This is a genomic window from Anaerostipes sp. MSJ-23 (assembly GCF_018918155.1).
Classification (GTDB): domain Bacteria; phylum Bacillota; class Clostridia; order Lachnospirales; family Lachnospiraceae; genus Anaerostipes.
The window spans coordinates 369629-386371 of the sequence record NZ_JAHLPY010000001.1; the positions used below are offsets into that span (position 1 = coordinate 369629).

Sequence of the window (16743 nt, forward strand, 5' to 3'; positions counted from 1 at the left end):
AGGTTAATCCATAATCTTTTTTTCTGTAATTCTTACTTCTGTCATTTTATAACACCTTCATTCCACCATATGGACGCACTTTCAGGATGTGGCAGGCACCTTCTCCAAAAACATGCTCCGTTGCTTCTTTATAAGTATCTACAATCTCATCTGATACAAATGCCTGAATTGTTCCTGCAAATCCGCCTCCATGAACACGGCTAACACCTTTTCCCTTTAATGCTATCTCACTAATTGCAAGTCCAATGGATACACTTTGATTATGAATATCATGATTGGAATATACATTTTGCAAATATTTAAAAGAAGAATCTCCTGATTCTTTTACTGTTTCTTTAAATGCTTCAAAATTTCCTGATTCTAAAGCCTGTACTTCTTTGTCCACTCGTTTATTTTCCTCAAATAAATGAATCGCACGTAAGACAGCACGGTCTCCTTCCGCTTTTCTAATTTCAGGAAGTTTCTTATAAAATTCCTGTTCATCTACTTCTCTTAATACTTCTTTTCCAAAATACTTTGCGATTTTTTTCATTTCTTCTGGGATGGCTGCATAATCTGGAGTTAAATCTGCATGAGAACCTTTTGTATCAACAATGCACAAACTATGTCCATAGGCCTCAAAATCAACAGGAACCTGTTTTACTACCGGTACTTCAGGATTTTTAAAATCAATAAAAATTAATCCACCAACCGAAGACGCCATCTGATCCATCAAGCCACATGGTTTTCCAAAAAATACATTTTCCGCATATTGTCCTGCCTGTGCAAGAAAGACAGGATCTAATTTCATATCATTGTATAATCCAGAGAAAATATTTCCAATTAAAACCTCAAACGCTGCAGAAGATGACATTCCAGCTCCATTTAATACATCACTTGTCACATAAGCTTCAAATCCACCAACTTTATAACCTTTTTCTGATAACTTAGCTGCAACTCCCTGAATAAGTGATTCTGAAGTTCCTTCTTTTGCTAAATAAGCGGATAAAGAATTCAAATCTACTTCAATTTTATCGTACCCTTCAGATTTTAAATAAATTTTATCTTCTCTGTTTGGCGCAACAACTGCAATTGCATCCAAATTAATAGATGTTGCCAATACTTTTCCATATTGATGATCTGTATGATTTCCACCGACCTCACTTCGTCCTGGCGCACTATAAATTTCAACTTCTTTGTCACCATACAATTGTTCAAAATTTTCTAACACTTTTATATAATGTTCTTTTTGATAATCTAAAACTTTTTCATCTACATAAATTTTCTTTAATTTATCCGTATAAACTCCGATTTGAAATTCTTTTTTTAACTCCTGTACTGTTTTTCCCATAAAACCTAAATCTCCTTCTGACCATTTGGTCTCTGTTTCCGTCATCATTTTTCTTAACTCTTTGCTATAATCAAAAAAGAAAAAAATTTATCAAGAAAGAAGGATCATTCAATGGCTACCATCAAAGATATTGCGGCCAAAGCAAAGGTATCTGCTGCTACAGTATCCCGTATTTTAAATCAAGACGATACCCTAAGCGTTACCGATCAAACAAGAGAACGTGTTCTGGCAATCGCCAGTGAATTAAATTATACAAAGAAAAAAAGCACCATCACACCAACAACTCTTGGCATTTTTCAATGGTACTCTTTATTTCAGGAACTTGAAGACCCATATTATCAAGCAATTCGAATCGGTATCGAAACCTATTGCGCTAATCATCAAATTGAAGTCATTCGTGCTTTTCGAAGCGACTCTAATTACCTAGATGCTTTAAAAGGTGTCAATGCCCTCATTTGTATTGGCAAATTTCATGAAGAAGAAATTAGTTCTTTCGAATCCATCACTAAAAATGTGATGTTTCTAGACATGCAAACATCAAGAATTCACTGCAACACGATGAATCTTGATTTTCCACAAGCTGTCATAGATGTTCTCGATTACCTCACCTCTCTTGGACACCAGCACATTGCTTATCTTGGTGGAAGAGAAAAGTTGGAAGATAATACGTTCTATTTTGAAGAACGAAAAGATATATTTATCCGTTACTGTCAGATGCATGGTATTTGTTGGGAACCTTATTTAAGAGAAGCTTCTTTCTCCGCAGAATCTGGCTATCAGATGATGCTTTCCCTGATTAAGAAAAATCAAATTCCAACTGCCATCTTTGCTGCCAGCGATCCCATTGCCCTTGGCGCGATCCGGGCTCTTTACGAAAATGGCTATAAAGTTCCAGAAGATGTTTCTGTTGTCGGATTTGATGATATCCATGTAGCACAATTTTCTAATCCACCACTTACAACCGTACATGCACCGGCGGAATACATGGGCGAATATGCTGCACATTATCTAACACTACTATCCAAAGATAATACTATGGAATATCACACACCAATACGACTTACACTGCCATGCTCCCTCACCATTCGAGAATCCTACGCAAAACCAAGAACTATAAAAGATCTATGATCCAAAAAAGGACCGTCCATTTGACGATCCTTTTTTCTATTCATTTTTCTTTAAATAAGAAAGAAACGCTTTACATCCTTCCACAACATCTTGATAGGTCTCTTCAAAATTTCCCGTATACCATGGATCCGCAATATCTCTAGGGTGTTTCGTATAATCCAAAAGCATATGAATCTTTCCATCTGGATCTCCACCTGTTATTCGATTCATATTGCGGATATTCCACTCATCCATTCCAATCAGATAATCATATTCTTCATAATCATGCTTTGTCATTTGAATTGCTCGATGCTTTAACACAGGAATTCCTTCCTGTCTTAATTTATTCACGGTTCCATGATGTGGTGGATTTCCAATTTCCTCTCTGCTTGTCGCAGCAGATTCAATAAAAAACTGATCGGAAAGGCCTTCCCGATTGACCATATCCTGAAAAACAAACTGTGCCATTGTACTTCGGCAAATATTGCCGTGGCAGATAAATAGTACTTTTATCATTGTTGCATAACCTCGCATTTCTTAGTTTTTCTTGGTTTTTCGGGCTTTGTAAGCCTTTGTAAATTTTTGCTTTCTGGCATAACCTGGTTTATTTTCGCATAATATCGTCAGCAAAAGGTGTAAAATAAGGTGTATGTTTTTCCATTTTACACCTTGCTATTTTCAATTAAAAATCGTAATTACACAACCTGAATCCGGGCAACTTCTTCCCTGGCATCCTCAAGATTTACATGCGTATATGTATTCAGCGTTACGCTGATGTCTGAGTGGCCCATCAAATATTGCAATGCTTTTGGATTCATTCCGGATTTTGCCATATTTGAGCAATAGGTGTGCCGACATACATGCGGTGTAATGACAGGCATCTGTACTTTATAAGTATTATTATACTTCTGAATGATGTCTTGAAAATAATGCTCCCAATGCAGGGAATAACAGATACTTTCATTTTTATCAAAGTATAAGAATCCACTTTTTCCATCTACCATAGGTTCTGCTTTGGGCGGGTTTCGTTTTTCTATTATTTTCCGAAAGCATTCCTCTACATCCGCAGTCATAGGTATCTTTCTCGTTCCACTGGTTGTTTTAGTCTCTTGAATATAATATCCGATTTTTGATTTCTTCTGCAATTGATGATCAATGTTGATTGTATGCTCCTTGAAATCAATATCAGAAATCGTTAAACCACAAAATTCCGAAATGCGAAGACCTGTTTTAAACAATATGTAGATTCCCTCATAATACCTGCAAAAATGAGGATCCTCCTTCACAAATCGTAGAAACTTACGTTCCTCTGCTCTGCTGATTGCCTCTCTTGTCACACTGTCATTCACAACCACTTCCATTAGCTGAAACTGAAATGGATTTTTCCTGATCAGGTCATCATCCACCGCTAACTGAAATGCAGGACGAAGAACTCCTCGGATCGAATGGATGGAACTATAGCTTTTCTTTTCTACCTGCTGAAGATGTATCAGCCAACATTTTGCATCCGAAATCCGAACCGTATCAATCCTTCTTTTTCCAAATGGATCTTTCTTCAATAAATTGATAACTGTTCCGTATCCTGCAACTGTAGTAGGTCTGACACCGTTTTTGGTTGATGTATACTTTTCAACCAGTTCCAGTACCGTCATATTTCCGCCATTTGTTGCAATCTGCTCAAAATGGTCCGCCTGGATTTTCTTCTCCATCTCTCGAAGCGACAAAGTACGGCGCTTTCCTTTCGGAGTTGCATCGTTATGGTCTAAGCGCCAGCTATATACGCAGCGCTCCTTTCCCATCTCATCGACATACTTAAATCGATATCTGCCATCAGATAACTGTATTTCTCCATTGTGTAATATACGTCCTCTATGATCTCTCCTTTTTTCACTCATAATATTTTAGTCTCCTTCATCAAATGTTCATTTAACTTGGAAGACCGTCTCGGTTTATTCATTATACCACAAGACCTTCCCTTCGCTAAGATAAAATGAACATTATTTTCATTACTATTTTTTCTATTCTGTTACTTAAACTGTGCTGGCTGTATCCAGATAATCTTCAAATAATTTTCTTTTGAATCGGATATGCGAACCAACTTCCAAAATGAAATCCGCTCCTTCATTTTCACCTGCGATCTGTCTTAATCTCTTTTCGCCAATTCCGTAATATTCAGCTGCTTCGGAAACATTTAAAGAATATTTCTTCCAAACAGGTATTGTTTTTTCTATATGATTCATTCGCATTCCTCCTCCCCTCGGTTTGTATTCAACAGTGTTTTCGCTTTCTCCATTTTCATACTTGCAATCGCTTCTCGTTTGCTTGCGCCTCCAACATACATTGGTGTACACATTTCTAAAATACGGTCATAGATACGTCTTTTATCTAACATGGTCTCGCTTTTTATTTCTTTCAGCGGAAGATTAGTCGTAATGATCAATGGTCGTCCTGAACGGATCCTGCGGTCTATGACGCTAAAAATAATTCCTAACGCATATTCTGAATTTCGTTCCACTCCAAGATCATCAATAATCAAAAGCTGATAAGAAGCCAATGCATTGATATATTCCGTTTTGTCTGCCAGCGGAAATATATCATCAATAATGGTATTGAAATTTGTCATCTTTACCGTTACTTCCCGCTTAAGAAGTTCATTGGCAATACACCCGGCAATATAACTTTTCCCGGTACCAACCGGTCCCCAGAACAAACAGCCTATATGATTTCTTTTCATTTCCTCCCAGTTATCAACATAGCTTTTTGCCTTATGCATTACTGCATCTGACATATCTGCATTCTCAAATGTCCACTCTTCCATCCTGCTCTCGTCAAAACAGATGCTCGTATTTCTACTGACTAATTCCCGGTGTTCTTTCTCTTTAAAATATTTTTGTTCTTCTTCATACGCTTTTCTGTCACAGGCACATTGCCTGGAATGTTTTTTCATCCCCATAAAGCCACCCTCGGGGAAAAAAGCTTCTTTCGCTTCCCCACAGACTTTGCAGTATTGCAAACCATCACTGCCTGCACATACGGTATCTTCTTCTCTCATCACAAACTCTCTCCTTCCTCATAGTAATAATTTACTTCATGATATTTATTACTTTTATATTTCTCAGTTACTTTACTAGGTGCCACATTTCCGACTCCTCCACAGCCATTTTTACGACCAGATGAAGGTGGCTTTTCCGGCTCTGTTGCAACTATCTTTTCAACCGCCTTATTGTCAACCGGCTGTAGCCCAATCTCATCAGATGGAATTTTTACATATAAATGATTTGGTTTTGAAAATCCACCAGACCTGCGAACCAATAGTCCCACATCATCTAATTCCTTCAACGCTGTTTTTACAGAAGATTTGCATTTATCGATTTGAACAGACAATTCATCTATTGGAAATATCAGATAAACATTTCCATACTTGTCTATCCAGCTATTCTTTCTCGATATCCGTGCCCGGTCATACAAAATCATATAAAGGAATTTTGCAGTTTGAGAAATTCGCAGCTTTAATAAAAACTTCGGAAACTGGAAGTACTGAAGCATCTGCTCTGACTCCTTCATGTATTCATATTTCATTCTTTTCTCGCCTCATTTCTGTTTCTAATTATTGTAAAAATCATTTTTATGCCGGCTCAAAAATGTCCTTACATATATTCAAAAGATGAAGGGCATAAATACAGGCTCTTGAGGAAAGTTTTTTATTTTTCCCGCCCAAATACCCTTTCATTAATACGAAACGCTGAGAGGCATTTTTACAGCCCCCTGATGAAATTTTTTTAATTTTTTCGGTTAATTGAATATTTGAAAACAAAAAACACTCACCTATTCCAGGTGAATGCCTTATCAAAATTTCCTTATTTTGTTGTCTGTGACACTTACTCAGAAACGCTTGCGTGTCTGCTAAAATGTAATTGCCAGCAATTATATTTTCACGTGGGTATGGGGACGTAATCCCCATCAAGTCTGCTACTCGTAAGTAATACAAAATTGTCAAAATGACAATACTGTAATACACGGGTGGATCTTGCTCTGGATGTAACATATGAATTCATGCAATAATAGGCCCAAATGGGCACTTTCGCCATTTGAGCCTATATATTGTATGTCTTTTGGATGCCCCTTTGAAATAGCCTCTGCTGGCATAAAAGAAGGCAGACAGTCTTGTTATAAAACCACCTGCCTTGTTGATTATTCTTATATGTTTTTTGTATCTCATCAGTTCGACAAACTGCAATTTCTCAACTTCTTTAGTTTTCTTCAAATTCATCCAATCGTTGTTTCAATATAAAAATTTGCATCCTTATCTCATCAATAACCTTCTTAAATTCTTCGTCACTCTTTCCGGTTGGATCTTCAAGTCCCCAATTATCATCAAACGGCCTTCCGATAAACGGACATCCCACATTACAACCCATTGAAATTGCAATATCCGGTACTGGTATCTCATCAATCAGCTTACTATATTGTCCTTCTGCTTCCATATCAATTCCATACAATTCTTTCATAATCCGGACTGCATCCTGATTAATCTGTAGTTTCGTTTCTGTCCCTGCCGAATAACTTTCAAATACATCCGAAGCCAGATGTTTTCCCAAAGCTTCTGCGATCTGGCTTCTGCATGAATTATGAACGCATATAAAAGCAACTTTTTTCTTATTCATACTTGAACTTCTCCTTTAATTTATTTGCAACAATCCCCGTCACCGCATCCAAGGCAAGTAAGGGATTCTATAAAGTGTTTGTAATTCATCAATGTCTCACAATTCAAAGAATAGTGATGCCATTTTCCTTCCTTACGATCATTCACAAGGCCGCATCCTACCAGTATCTTCATATGATGGGATAAAGTTGGCTGGGTAATTTCAAATCTTTCCAAAAGTTTACACCCGCACTTTTCTCCATCCGACAGCATCTGTACAATTTCCAGCCGGTTCGCATCGCCCAAAGCCTTGCATATCAAAGCCACATCCATTGCATTCATATTGACACCTCACATTGATCATTGTCTATGTTCAATATAATATATACATAGATATTTGTCAATGTATGTATTTTAAAAAAAGAGAATCAAGTTTTTGATTCTCTTCATACATTCATTATAGCTTTTATCATCCATTTTATTTGCCCCAAACAGCCGCTGCATTCGACCTTACAAGCAGTTCTTCCACAGGCAGACCAATCGGACAAATATCATGACAAGATAACGACTTCCCGCATCCCTCAAAATATTTCTTCTTATATTCAGCAGAAATCTCATTCAAATGAGTGCTTTCCTGTTCTTCATTCAGAATCCGAAATGCGTTGACTGCAGCAACAGCGCCTGCGAAAGTCCCATTTGCAGAGAAGTTAGGACACACTTCAAGGCAGCAGCCACACATCAGACAGCGTGCCGACTGGTATCTCGGTTCATGTGTCCACGGATTCATATAAGCTTCACTTTCAAGCCAAAGGTTCAGTTTTTTCAAATTTTCAAACAGAATTGACCGATCAACGATCAAATCTCTTACAAGCGGAAATTTGCTTAAAGGTTCCAAGGTGATTGTAGAACCTTTTAACGTATGTAGAAATGTAGAGCATGCCAGCCTCGGACGTTCGTTAATCAGCATGGCGCAAGCCCCACATTTTCGCACCATACAGCTACATTCCCAGCTGATGGGAGTAACTATATTCCCTGAATTATCTTTCAAAGGGGTTCTACTGTTCAATTCCTTTAGAACATTGGCAACAGAGCTGTTTTTGCTTCCGTCAAACTCAAATTCCTGCCAATAACTGTCTGATTTCTGACTCTCCTGCCGCCTGATTCTTATTTTATATACCAAGTGAATCACCGCCTTTCTGGAACAGGTACAAAGGAAATCTGTATCTGCTTTCCATCAAATCTGGCTACCGTTGTTTTAAGGTAATCATCGTCATTGTTCTTCGGATAATCCTCCCGCCAGTGTGCACCACGGCTTTCTTTTCTTGCAAGAGCACTCTTTAGAACTGCCATGCCAAGCAATGGAAGATTTCCTGTCAGCGCTTGTACCGTTTGAATCCCATTTAACAACGTATTCTCATTTCTGACAACGCCCATAGTATCCTGCATCACTTTGTTTAATTGCTTTATTTCTGAAATTTGAGACGTTGGTGGAAAATCTATCTGTGTCGCACAAGATAGATCTACTACATCTGCCTGTTCACATGCTGATTTTGCCGCAACACGTCCTCCGTATAACGCTCCTAACAGAGAATTTCCACCAAGACGGTTGGCACCATGATATTGGGCACAGCATTCTCCGGCAGCGTAAAGATTCTGAATCGGCGTTCTGTGCTGCTCATCCACCAGAATGCCTCCCATAAAATAGTGAATTCCCGGTAAAACAGACACCGGTTCCTTTCGTATATCTTTATGCAGATAGGTCATACAATCGTCTGCCAGACCAGATAGCTTATTTGAAATAATCTCGTCCGATATTTCCGTCATGTCAAGAAATACCTCTGATTCATGGCTGACCTTCCATATCTCTCTGGCGGTAATATCTCGTGGCATCAGATTTCCAAGCTCCGGGTATTTTTCCTCCATGAAATACCATTGTTTTCCATCTTTCATGGCCAACAACCTGCCACCTTCCCCTCTGGCCGCCTCGCTGATGAGCATGCGTTTTCCACCACATTTCACAGTTGTCGGATGATACTGGATCATCTCGCCATTTGCCAGAGGAACACCAAGCCGGAACAATTCTGCGGTGACTTCTCCTGTATTGCTCAGCGAACCCGTTGTATTTCCAAACAATCCGTGCATACCACCGGTGGCAACAATAACCGCATCCCCCGGTAATTCCACAGTCTCCTGACTGTATTCATCCCTGATTACGCAGCCACAACAAATATTGTCACACAGACGAAGTGTTAGGAAAGAATGATGGCTGAACCGTTCTACCATACCAGATGCTTCTTTCCTGCGAACAGCGTCTATCATAGCTGTCATGATCTGCTTCCCGGTATCGCTCTGCGCAAAAGCAGTCCTTTTCTTTTTCTGCCCGCCAAAATTCCGCAGATCCACATCATCATAGCCGCTCATGTTAAATTGAACTCCAAGTTTTAACAGCCAGTGCACCAGCTCCGGTGCTGCCTGTGTCATTCCCCAAACTGCATTTGGGTCTGCCAGACCGCAAGCTGCCTTTATTGTATCTGTGAAATGTTCTTCGGGACTGTCGTTTTCATCTTTTGTATTCAAAGCTGCGTTGATACCGCCCTCCGCCATAACAGACTGCGCCCGCTCTGATGGAAATGAGGAAACTAGTTTTACATTGCATCCATTTTCCGCTGCCTGCAAAGCCGCTGAAAGTCCTGCCAGTCCAGCACCTATAATAATAATTGTCTTACTCATAGATATTGCCACCCAATATAATAGAAAATAACTGCGCCCGCTATAAACAGAAGGAGCACCGAAAGAATCAAATAAATATCACCCCTTCGTTCTTTATAACTGATGATTCCCAGCGATACGAGCAATGGGCGGATATTGATAAAAATATGAACAAAGATTGCCGCCACGAACAAAAGCTGAGTTACCATCTTTACCGTTGTAAAAGGGAACAAAATATATGTCCCATTCTGCACCTTTCCAAACAAGCCAATATGGAAGAACAGCAGGATCAGTATTGCCAGCCCACTGGCTCGTCTCGCCCAGAATATGGCGTTCTGTTTCAGATACATTTTTCCGGATTGTTTCGCTGCCCGTAAACTCTGAACTGTCAGGACGGTACCCATCACCGTATGCACAACAAGAATACCAACACCAATCCATGCAAGAAGTTTCCCTGCACTACTTCCAACTCCGTTCAGCATAAAGCTGCCCATGATTCCATGAATCATAAAAATGAGAAGCATTAAAACAGACAAAATCGTATTCCATTTTCTCATAAATTCCCGCTCACCTCATTTCTTCGCTGTCCATGATCATATAGTCCATCTGTGTTAGCGTTGTAACGTCAATAAAATCATCTGATGCCAGGAATACATCATACTTTCCACTTATCACTCTTGATAGCATCATTGTGTTACTGTACTCTTTCAGATCTACGGAAAAACCGGCCTGTTTCAACCTGTCACAGAGTTTCTTAGCATAACTGACAAGCGGATAATCCGTCTCAGATACATATAACCGAAAACTAATGTCCGTTTTCATGAGATCTGTTTCATTTGTTTCCGAATCGTCCAGTGCCAATTCTTTTAATTTATTCCGGGCGTTCTCGTTGTCGAGACCATCTGACATCATATTAATACCGAGAACATAAGAGCCTTCCAACTGTGCGGAGGCTTGAGCCGCCTTTTTTGACTTCGGTGTTGCTCCTGTGACTGCATCAATTATAGAAGGCGGTGAATGTAAAATGACACCAAAACCTACAAGAAAAACAATCGTAACAACTAACAGAATCAGTTTTCGTTTCACATTCCTACCTCATTTCCTATTTTTTCAAAATTCTCATTGCGTTCAAAACAGCAATTATGGTAACGCCTACATCACCAAATACAGCTTCCCACATTCCCGCAATACCAAGAGCGCCAAGAATCAGGAACACACTCTTAATCCCAAGAGCAATCACTATATTCTGCATGACAATCTGTTTTGTCGCTTTTGCTACTTCAATCGCGTCCACCAGCTTAGACGGTTCATCTGTCATCAGAACTACATCTGCTGCTTCAATGGCCGCATCCGAACCAAGCCCACCCATTGCAATACCAACATCTGCACGGGCAAGGACAGGAGCGTCATTGATACCATCACCAACAAAAGCCAATTTGCTTCCCGGTCTCTTTTTACTATCTAAAAGCTCAACCTTTTCCACTTTTTGGTCAGGAAGCAGCTGTACATAATATTCATCCAACTGCAATTCTTCTGCAACGGACTTCCCAATTTTTTCATCATCACCGGTAAGCATGACTGTTTTTTCCACGCCGATATGTTTCAGGTCAGAAATTGCTTTTTTACTGTCAGGCTTCACTTCATCTGTTATCAAAATACATCCTGCATATTGACCATCTACAGCCAAATAAACTTTTGTACCTGCGTTTTCACAGGTTGTGTACTCTATACATTCTGTATCCATAAGTTTCGTATTGCCAGCAAAAACTTTCTTTTCCCCTGCCATTACACTGATTCCATATCCTGAAATTTCCTTATAATCAGAAATCACTGACTGATCAATTTCTTTTCCATAAGCAGCAAGAATGGATTTTGCAATAGGATGGTTAGAAAAACTCTCTGCCTCTGCCGCATACTCCAGAACCTGTTCTTTTGAAAATCCATTTGCAGGCAAAATATCCGTCACATTGAAAACACCTTTTGTAAGTGTTCCGGTTTTATCGAACACAATAACGCTGACATTATTAAGTGCCTCTAAATAATTGCTTCCTTTTACAAGAACACCTCGTTTAGATGCTGCACCAATGCCGCCGAAGAAAGTCAGCGGGATTGAAATAACCAATGCACATGGACAAGATACCACAAGGAAAACAAATCCTCTGCGAATCCACTCTGTCCAGCCTCCGCCAAGAATGATCGGTGGCAGAATCGCCAGAAAAGCTGCTAAGATTACAACCACAGGTGTATAATAACGTGCAAATGTAGTAATAAAATTTTCTGTTGGTGCTTTTCGGCTTGACGCATTTTCCACAAGATCAATAATCTTTGAAGCCGTAGATTCACCAAATGCTTTTGTTGTCTTAATCATTAAGACACCCGTCTGATTCATACAACCGGAAAGTGCTTCGTCTCCTTTATGAACACTTCTCGGAACTGATTCTCCTGTTAAGGCCCTTGTATCCAGCATAGAATCTCCATCCAATACCACACCGTCTAATGGAATTTTTTCACCAGGCTTTACAATAATAATCTCACCAATGGAGACATTTTCTGGAGATATGGTAATCAATTCCCCATTTCTTCTTACTGTAGCAGAATCTGGACGTATATCCATTAAGTCTGATATAGATTTTCTGGAACGCTTAACAGCCAATGACTGAAAAAATTCACCTACCTGATAGAATAGCATAACAGCAACTGCTTCTGGATATTCACCAATGACAAAAGCCCCAATCGTAGAAACACTCATCAAAAAATGTTCATCAAATACACGCCCCTTTGAAATGTTCCTCACAGCCTGCCATACAACATCTCCACCAAGAATAACATAAGAAACAATGAGAAAAGCTAACTCGATAGGCAGTGGCACTTTCGCAAAAACAGTCAATGCTATACCAAAGGCATAGATTGCTGCACCAATCGCTAAACGAACTGTCAGCTTCTTATCCTCATTGTTATAGGATTCATTGGCCTCCTGCTTTTTTTCCGGTATATAAGATTCCTGTACAATTTCAGAAACTTCCACATCTGGCTCATGGCTATGAACAATCGTTTCAATCTGACTGGCTATCGTATCTGCGGCTGTCTGAGCAACATTGATTGTAAGCGTCTGCTTCATCAAATTTACCACTGAGGATTGCACTCCATCCAACTCTCCGACTTCTTTTTCAATTTTTGCAGAACAATTCGGACAATCCAATCCTTTTAACGAATAACTCTTTGTAACATTCATAACGGTTTCTTCCTGAACTTCCACATCTGGCTCATGACTATGAACAATCGTTTCAATCTGACTGGCTATCGTATCTGCGGATGTCTGAGTAACATTGATTGTAAGCGTCTGCTTCATCAGATTTACCACTGAGGATTGCACTCCATCCAACTCTCCGACTTCTTTTTCAATTTTTGCGGAACAATTTGGACAGTCCAACCCTTTTAATAGAAATATGCGTTTCATGATAATCTCCTTACAATTTGTTTAGTTGTTCAATTACTCAACTATAATGTTAAAAAATATTATTTCTGCCAAAGATGCTCAAATCCCTTGTCAATAATCTCTTTCACGTGATCATCTGCCAGCGAGTAGTAAACTATCTGTGCTTCTTTACGGAATTTTACCAGATTCGCTAGGCGTAATGTCTTTAACTGATGCGAAATTGCAGATTTTGTTACCCCCAGTAGCACTGCAAGATCACATACACACATCTCACTCTGTTCTAGAGCGTGTAAGATTTGTACTCTAGTTCCATCTCCAAATAGCTTAAACAAAGAAGCCAACTGGATATAATCATCTTTTAGCTGCATCTTGGATTTCACATCATTCACAATATCCTCATGAATTACATCGCAATTACAAATATAAGACGTTTTTGACATATGTTCACCTCCAAATAATAATAGTTGAACAATTACTCAACTATTATTATACTTATTTTTAAATTCATGTCAATAAGCTGATGTTAGTTCCCCATAAATTTTACAATTAAAACCAGCTCTTTATTCTTTTCTTAATCTTTTTTCCCAGTATACCGTTTTGGCTTTCTTGTCCCACTTCCTGTAAATTCCAAATTTGTAACGCTGAGTTTATATGTAATTGTCATGGTTTCCATATTTTTTAGAACACATACCATTTCATTCGTTAATTCCGGCAAGCGTTTTAAACACGGAAGTTTCCTTTTGGCATTTGCATATACATGTCTTGCGTCAAAATAGAACTGATTATTTGTAAGAATAGATTTTTTTGCATTATTATAAAAATCCTTGGCCGAAAGTCTTGTCTCCACTCCTGTTAAATGTAGAAAGTGATCTATTGGAAAAGAAACTTCAAAATATTCATCTCCACAAACATACAGAAATGTTTTACCTGCCAAATTTTGGAAATATACGATTTCCGCCTATGTAATACCTTGTCGTATTGCGTTTTTCTTATCTACCTTTGTTGCCACTTATACCTCACATGCAAAAAAGAGTGTGGCATTAAACCACACTCTTCTGAGAATTACTTTTGTAAAAGAGTTTTCTACTGGTTGTCAGCCTCGGTACCCAGTTAAGACATCTAATGAGATGGAAGTTTACCCTGCTCCATCTGCAGCCCAACTTTTAATGATGCTCTTACATCGAGAACATTTCTGTTCTTGCTTTTATTATACTCAATCATAAAAAAAATCAACACAGATTAGCAAATTATATTATTCCGATCCGATCTTCCAAAGGTGTAAATTTTACGTTTCTATCCAAGAAGCCCAATAAAATCAAGACTTTTGCCCAGTCCCTTAAACACTGCCGTGGCAGATGAATAGTATTTTAATCATAATTTTTCTCCTTATTCTACCTCTTACTTTTTTAATTTATAACCGATCATATTTTGTAGCATTTCCCCTTGCCTTATCCACCGGATATTTTGCTTCATTCTGGGCCATTTTCATATTTACAATTTCATCTACATCAAGATCAAGTTTGTCTAAAAGATTCTGACTATATACTATCACATCGGCAAGTTCCTCTTTCACATGCTGTAAATCATATTCCTCATCTGACCACTGAAAACACTCCAAAAGTTCTGCTGCTTCAATGATAATTGATTTTGCAAGATTTTCTGGTGAGTGAAATTGATCCCAATCACGGTCTTCTGTAAACTTTCTAATTCGATCTATTGTTCTCTGTTTCATATTTCTCCTTTTTTATTTTGCTGCCTGTTTTAATGCTTCCCTAAGCTGTTCATCGCAGGCATAAATATACATTCCGTTTACACCACGTGTCATAAGAACTCTCACTTCATGCTGAATTAAGATTTCTCCAAATTTCTTCTTAGAGCCGTCTGATAAAGTCCGATTCCGAATTGCTTTATTATTATGACTTTCAGATGGATCAAATATAATTTTTCCACCCCTATATTTTACCGAAGGACCCAAAATTACTCCTGCATAATTTAAATCAAATCCCTGAATTGTAAACGTGGAACCGACTTCATTAATTGTCTGTGGCTGTTCCGCCCATGCTAATGCATTGATCTGCCTTTTTTCTTTCCTTGAAAGTTGTGATTCCAATTCACGATTCCAAGGCTTATGCCATTTCCCAATGATTACTTCCCAATATTTTAACAATCCATCTTTCGGTTTTCGATTTGCGCTATACTCCCAATCATATGTTGCAATGATTCTCGATAACGATGAATCTGTTTCTCTAGCTTTTTTCTGTATCTCAAAATCAAGTTGTTCAGGATCATCAAAAATCTTAATGGAATATCCATTAAATGTAGTTGGAATTTTTTTCAATTGATTTCTCTTAGTAAATGCATCTATCCAATCAACTGTTGCAGGATCTGCCTGCATTCGAAGTTGTTTATCCAAAATCATATAGTTTTTAGTCTTTTTAGCCTGATTACGATATTTTTCTAATACTTGTGCCTCCCAAAATTGCTCGGTTGTAAGTATCTGATTTTCATCAAACATGACAACTGTAACTCTTGAACGGTCAATAATATCTTTTAATTGATTTTTACCCCTATAGGATTGCTTGCCTTGCGTTAACAATAGATGCGCTTCATCAATAAATGCCACATCCACTGGATCATCTTCTGTATGATTATTGATAAAAGTCGTTGGTTTACTAACAATTTTACCATATTTTCTTATTAATCCCAGTTTCTCAGCTATTTTTTCGTACACCGTTATCTGTTCATCATGATTTACTAACAAATGACATCGTAAATCTATATTACGTTCTTCTGCCTGACAATATAATTCATAAAAGGTACTACTATTTAATACTGTCTTTCCTGTTCCAGCTTCGCCATCAATAAAAATCAATTGCCGAGTCTTTCCATGAGAAAGCGCTTCTGTAACTTTTTGAATAATTAATTCTCTTGCTTTTTTTTGATCCTCTGTCAGTTTATGAAGTGGTGATGCTTTATAAATTGCCGAATCCATAACCACGTTCTCTAATGGAAATAATTCTTTGTTTTTCCTGTGAAGTTCTTTCCAAATTTTTTCAAAAATTTCATTTAATTCTCCCATTGGATAATAATTTGTTTGAGGATTCGTTCTTAAATTGTGGACATGTCCAACACAATCTACACTCATCATATAATGCATTAATCGATTTTCAATATCCAAAGTTAAAGATTTATTGAAATGTTCATGTCCAATAATAAATAAACTAGCATCCTTCTCTAAGAGTTTATTCTGCCATTTCGTTCGATCCATCACAGAATCATAATGCTGGCGAGTTCTCCTAAATATATCATTCGATTCTCCAACATACACTTCAAATTTCTCTGCTTCCTTCCAATTGTGAATATACACTGTTGGAAAATTTTTGATAATTTCCTGTGTCTTCCGATCTTCTTTAGGAATTAAAATATTTTCAAAAAAATTTAATGAATCTCTATTATCTCTTATTTGTCTTATAATTGGTTCCTCTATCTTTCCCATTTTTCCTATCCTTTATAAGAATA

Annotated in this window: 19 protein-coding genes; 1 reads left to right on the plus strand and 18 read right to left on the minus strand. The window is 38.1% G+C overall.

What is annotated here, in order from left to right:
- Nucleotides 1-46 precede the first annotated feature (46 nt).
- Nucleotides 47-1330, minus strand: coding sequence for a galactokinase (locus tag KQI71_RS01815; RefSeq protein WP_216433494.1), 1284 nt, complete (start codon nt 1328-1330; stop codon nt 47-49).
- A gap of 111 nt (nt 1331-1441) precedes the next feature.
- Here KQI71_RS01815 and KQI71_RS01820 point away from each other — a divergent pair, with 111 nt between their 5' ends.
- Complete coding sequence (locus KQI71_RS01820; protein ID WP_216433496.1) at nt 1442-2458, plus strand: LacI family DNA-binding transcriptional regulator; 1017 nt, start codon at nt 1442-1444, stop codon at nt 2456-2458.
- 36 nt (nt 2459-2494) lie between these two features.
- On the opposite strand, the gene KQI71_RS01825 is transcribed toward KQI71_RS01820, so the two are convergent.
- From KQI71_RS01825 to KQI71_RS01905, 17 genes are all read right to left on the minus strand, one after another.
- Nucleotides 2495-2953 carry a low molecular weight protein-tyrosine-phosphatase gene (locus KQI71_RS01825; protein WP_216433498.1) on the minus strand — a complete coding sequence of 153 codons (459 nt, stop codon included), beginning with the start codon at nt 2951-2953 and terminating at the stop codon, nt 2495-2497.
- A 179-nt stretch (nt 2954-3132) separates the two neighbouring features.
- Entirely contained in the window at nt 3133-4332 is a 1200-nt protein-coding gene (locus KQI71_RS01830; RefSeq protein WP_216433500.1) for a tyrosine-type recombinase/integrase, read from the minus strand.
- A 135-nt stretch (nt 4333-4467) separates the two neighbouring features.
- Entirely contained in the window at nt 4468-4677 is a 210-nt protein-coding gene (locus KQI71_RS01835) for a MerR family transcriptional regulator (RefSeq protein WP_173858233.1), read from the minus strand.
- Nucleotides 4674-5489 (minus strand): ATP-binding protein, encoded by an 816-nt coding sequence (locus KQI71_RS01840; protein ID WP_216433502.1) that lies wholly within the window; start codon nt 5487-5489, stop codon nt 4674-4676. Before KQI71_RS01840 ends, KQI71_RS01835 begins: the two co-directional genes overlap by 4 nt.
- Nucleotides 5489-6016: a replication initiator protein A gene (locus KQI71_RS01845; protein WP_216433504.1), complete on the minus strand. Its 528-nt coding sequence runs from the start codon at nt 6014-6016 to the stop codon at nt 5489-5491. The genes KQI71_RS01840 and KQI71_RS01845 overlap by 1 nt, the downstream gene beginning before the upstream one ends.
- Before the next feature lie 46 nt (nt 6017-6062).
- The gene (locus KQI71_RS12340) at nt 6063-6482 is read right to left on the minus strand and encodes a hypothetical protein (RefSeq protein WP_226852799.1); all 420 of its coding nucleotides are present in this window, start codon (nt 6480-6482) and stop codon (nt 6063-6065) included.
- Between the two features lie 205 nt (nt 6483-6687).
- Nucleotides 6688-7101 (minus strand): arsenate reductase ArsC, encoded by a 414-nt coding sequence (locus KQI71_RS01855; protein ID WP_216433505.1) that lies wholly within the window; start codon nt 7099-7101, stop codon nt 6688-6690.
- Nucleotides 7102-7121: 20 nt separating this feature from the next.
- Nucleotides 7122-7421 carry an ArsR/SmtB family transcription factor gene (locus tag KQI71_RS01860; RefSeq protein ID WP_005330972.1) on the minus strand — a complete coding sequence of 100 codons (300 nt, stop codon included), beginning with the start codon at nt 7419-7421 and terminating at the stop codon, nt 7122-7124.
- Nucleotides 7422-7557: 136 nt separating this feature from the next.
- Complete coding sequence (locus KQI71_RS01865; RefSeq protein WP_009203877.1) at nt 7558-8268, minus strand: succinate dehydrogenase/fumarate reductase iron-sulfur subunit; 711 nt, start codon at nt 8266-8268, stop codon at nt 7558-7560.
- The gene (locus tag KQI71_RS01870; RefSeq protein WP_216433507.1) at nt 8265-9809 is read right to left on the minus strand and encodes an FAD-dependent oxidoreductase; all 1545 of its coding nucleotides are present in this window, start codon (nt 9807-9809) and stop codon (nt 8265-8267) included. The genes KQI71_RS01865 and KQI71_RS01870 overlap by 4 nt, the downstream gene beginning before the upstream one ends.
- Complete coding sequence (locus KQI71_RS01875; RefSeq protein WP_105309784.1) at nt 9806-10345, minus strand: pilus assembly protein PilX; 540 nt, start codon at nt 10343-10345, stop codon at nt 9806-9808. The genes KQI71_RS01870 and KQI71_RS01875 overlap by 4 nt, the downstream gene beginning before the upstream one ends.
- Before the next feature lie 10 nt (nt 10346-10355).
- Nucleotides 10356-10874, minus strand: a complete 519-nt coding sequence (locus KQI71_RS01880; RefSeq protein ID WP_117768359.1) for a DUF6921 family protein — start codon at nt 10872-10874, stop codon at nt 10356-10358.
- A 16-nt stretch (nt 10875-10890) separates the two neighbouring features.
- On the minus strand, nt 10891-13245 hold the full coding sequence (locus tag KQI71_RS01885) for a heavy metal translocating P-type ATPase (RefSeq protein ID WP_216433509.1): 2355 nt from the start codon (nt 13243-13245) through the stop codon (nt 10891-10893).
- 59 nt (nt 13246-13304) lie between these two features.
- On the minus strand, nt 13305-13664 hold the full coding sequence (locus KQI71_RS01890) for an ArsR/SmtB family transcription factor (protein WP_216433511.1): 360 nt from the start codon (nt 13662-13664) through the stop codon (nt 13305-13307).
- A gap of 131 nt (nt 13665-13795) precedes the next feature.
- Nucleotides 13796-14158, minus strand: a complete 363-nt coding sequence (locus KQI71_RS01895) for a PBECR4 domain-containing protein (protein ID WP_253287880.1) — start codon at nt 14156-14158, stop codon at nt 13796-13798.
- A 477-nt stretch (nt 14159-14635) separates the two neighbouring features.
- Nucleotides 14636-14956, minus strand: coding sequence for a nucleotide pyrophosphohydrolase (locus KQI71_RS01900; RefSeq protein WP_216433513.1), 321 nt, complete (start codon nt 14954-14956; stop codon nt 14636-14638).
- A gap of 12 nt (nt 14957-14968) precedes the next feature.
- Nucleotides 14969-16720: a DUF2075 domain-containing protein gene (locus KQI71_RS01905; protein WP_216433515.1), complete on the minus strand. Its 1752-nt coding sequence runs from the start codon at nt 16718-16720 to the stop codon at nt 14969-14971.
- Nucleotides 16721-16743 lie beyond the last annotated feature (23 nt).

Coding starts and splice junctions, on each gene's coding strand:
- KQI71_RS01840 (WP_216433502.1), bottom strand. CDS start 5,489: ATGAGAGAAGAAGATACCGTATGTGCAGGCAGTGATGGTTTGCAATAC.
- KQI71_RS01860 (WP_005330972.1), bottom strand. CDS start 7,421: ATGAATGCAATGGATGTGGCTTTGATATGCAAGGCTTTGGGCGATGCG.
- KQI71_RS01835 (WP_173858233.1), bottom strand. CDS start 4,677: ATGAATCATATAGAAAAAACAATACCTGTTTGGAAGAAATATTCTTTA.
- KQI71_RS01885 (WP_216433509.1), bottom strand. CDS start 13,245: ATGAAACGCATATTTCTATTAAAAGGGTTGGACTGTCCAAATTGTTCC.
- KQI71_RS01845 (WP_216433504.1), bottom strand. CDS start 6,016: ATGAAATATGAATACATGAAGGAGTCAGAGCAGATGCTTCAGTACTTC.
- KQI71_RS12340 (WP_226852799.1), bottom strand. CDS start 6,482: ATGTTACATCCAGAGCAAGATCCACCCGTGTATTACAGTATTGTCATT.
- KQI71_RS01900 (WP_216433513.1), bottom strand. CDS start 14,956: ATGAAACAGAGAACAATAGATCGAATTAGAAAGTTTACAGAAGACCGT.
- KQI71_RS01905 (WP_216433515.1), bottom strand. CDS start 16,720: ATGGGAAAGATAGAGGAACCAATTATAAGACAAATAAGAGATAATAGA.
- KQI71_RS01870 (WP_216433507.1), bottom strand. CDS start 9,809: ATGAGTAAGACAATTATTATTATAGGTGCTGGACTGGCAGGACTTTCA.
- KQI71_RS01875 (WP_105309784.1), bottom strand. CDS start 10,345: ATGAGAAAATGGAATACGATTTTGTCTGTTTTAATGCTTCTCATTTTT.
- KQI71_RS01815 (WP_216433494.1), bottom strand. CDS start 1,330: ATGGGAAAAACAGTACAGGAGTTAAAAAAAGAATTTCAAATCGGAGTT.
- KQI71_RS01830 (WP_216433500.1), bottom strand. CDS start 4,332: ATGAGTGAAAAAAGGAGAGATCATAGAGGACGTATATTACACAATGGA.
- KQI71_RS01825 (WP_216433498.1), bottom strand. CDS start 2,953: ATGATAAAAGTACTATTTATCTGCCACGGCAATATTTGCCGAAGTACA.
- KQI71_RS01890 (WP_216433511.1), bottom strand. CDS start 13,664: ATGTCAAAAACGTCTTATATTTGTAATTGCGATGTAATTCATGAGGAT.
- KQI71_RS01855 (WP_216433505.1), bottom strand. CDS start 7,101: ATGAATAAGAAAAAAGTTGCTTTTATATGCGTTCATAATTCATGCAGA.
- KQI71_RS01820 (WP_216433496.1), top strand. CDS start 1,442: ATGGCTACCATCAAAGATATTGCGGCCAAAGCAAAGGTATCTGCTGCT.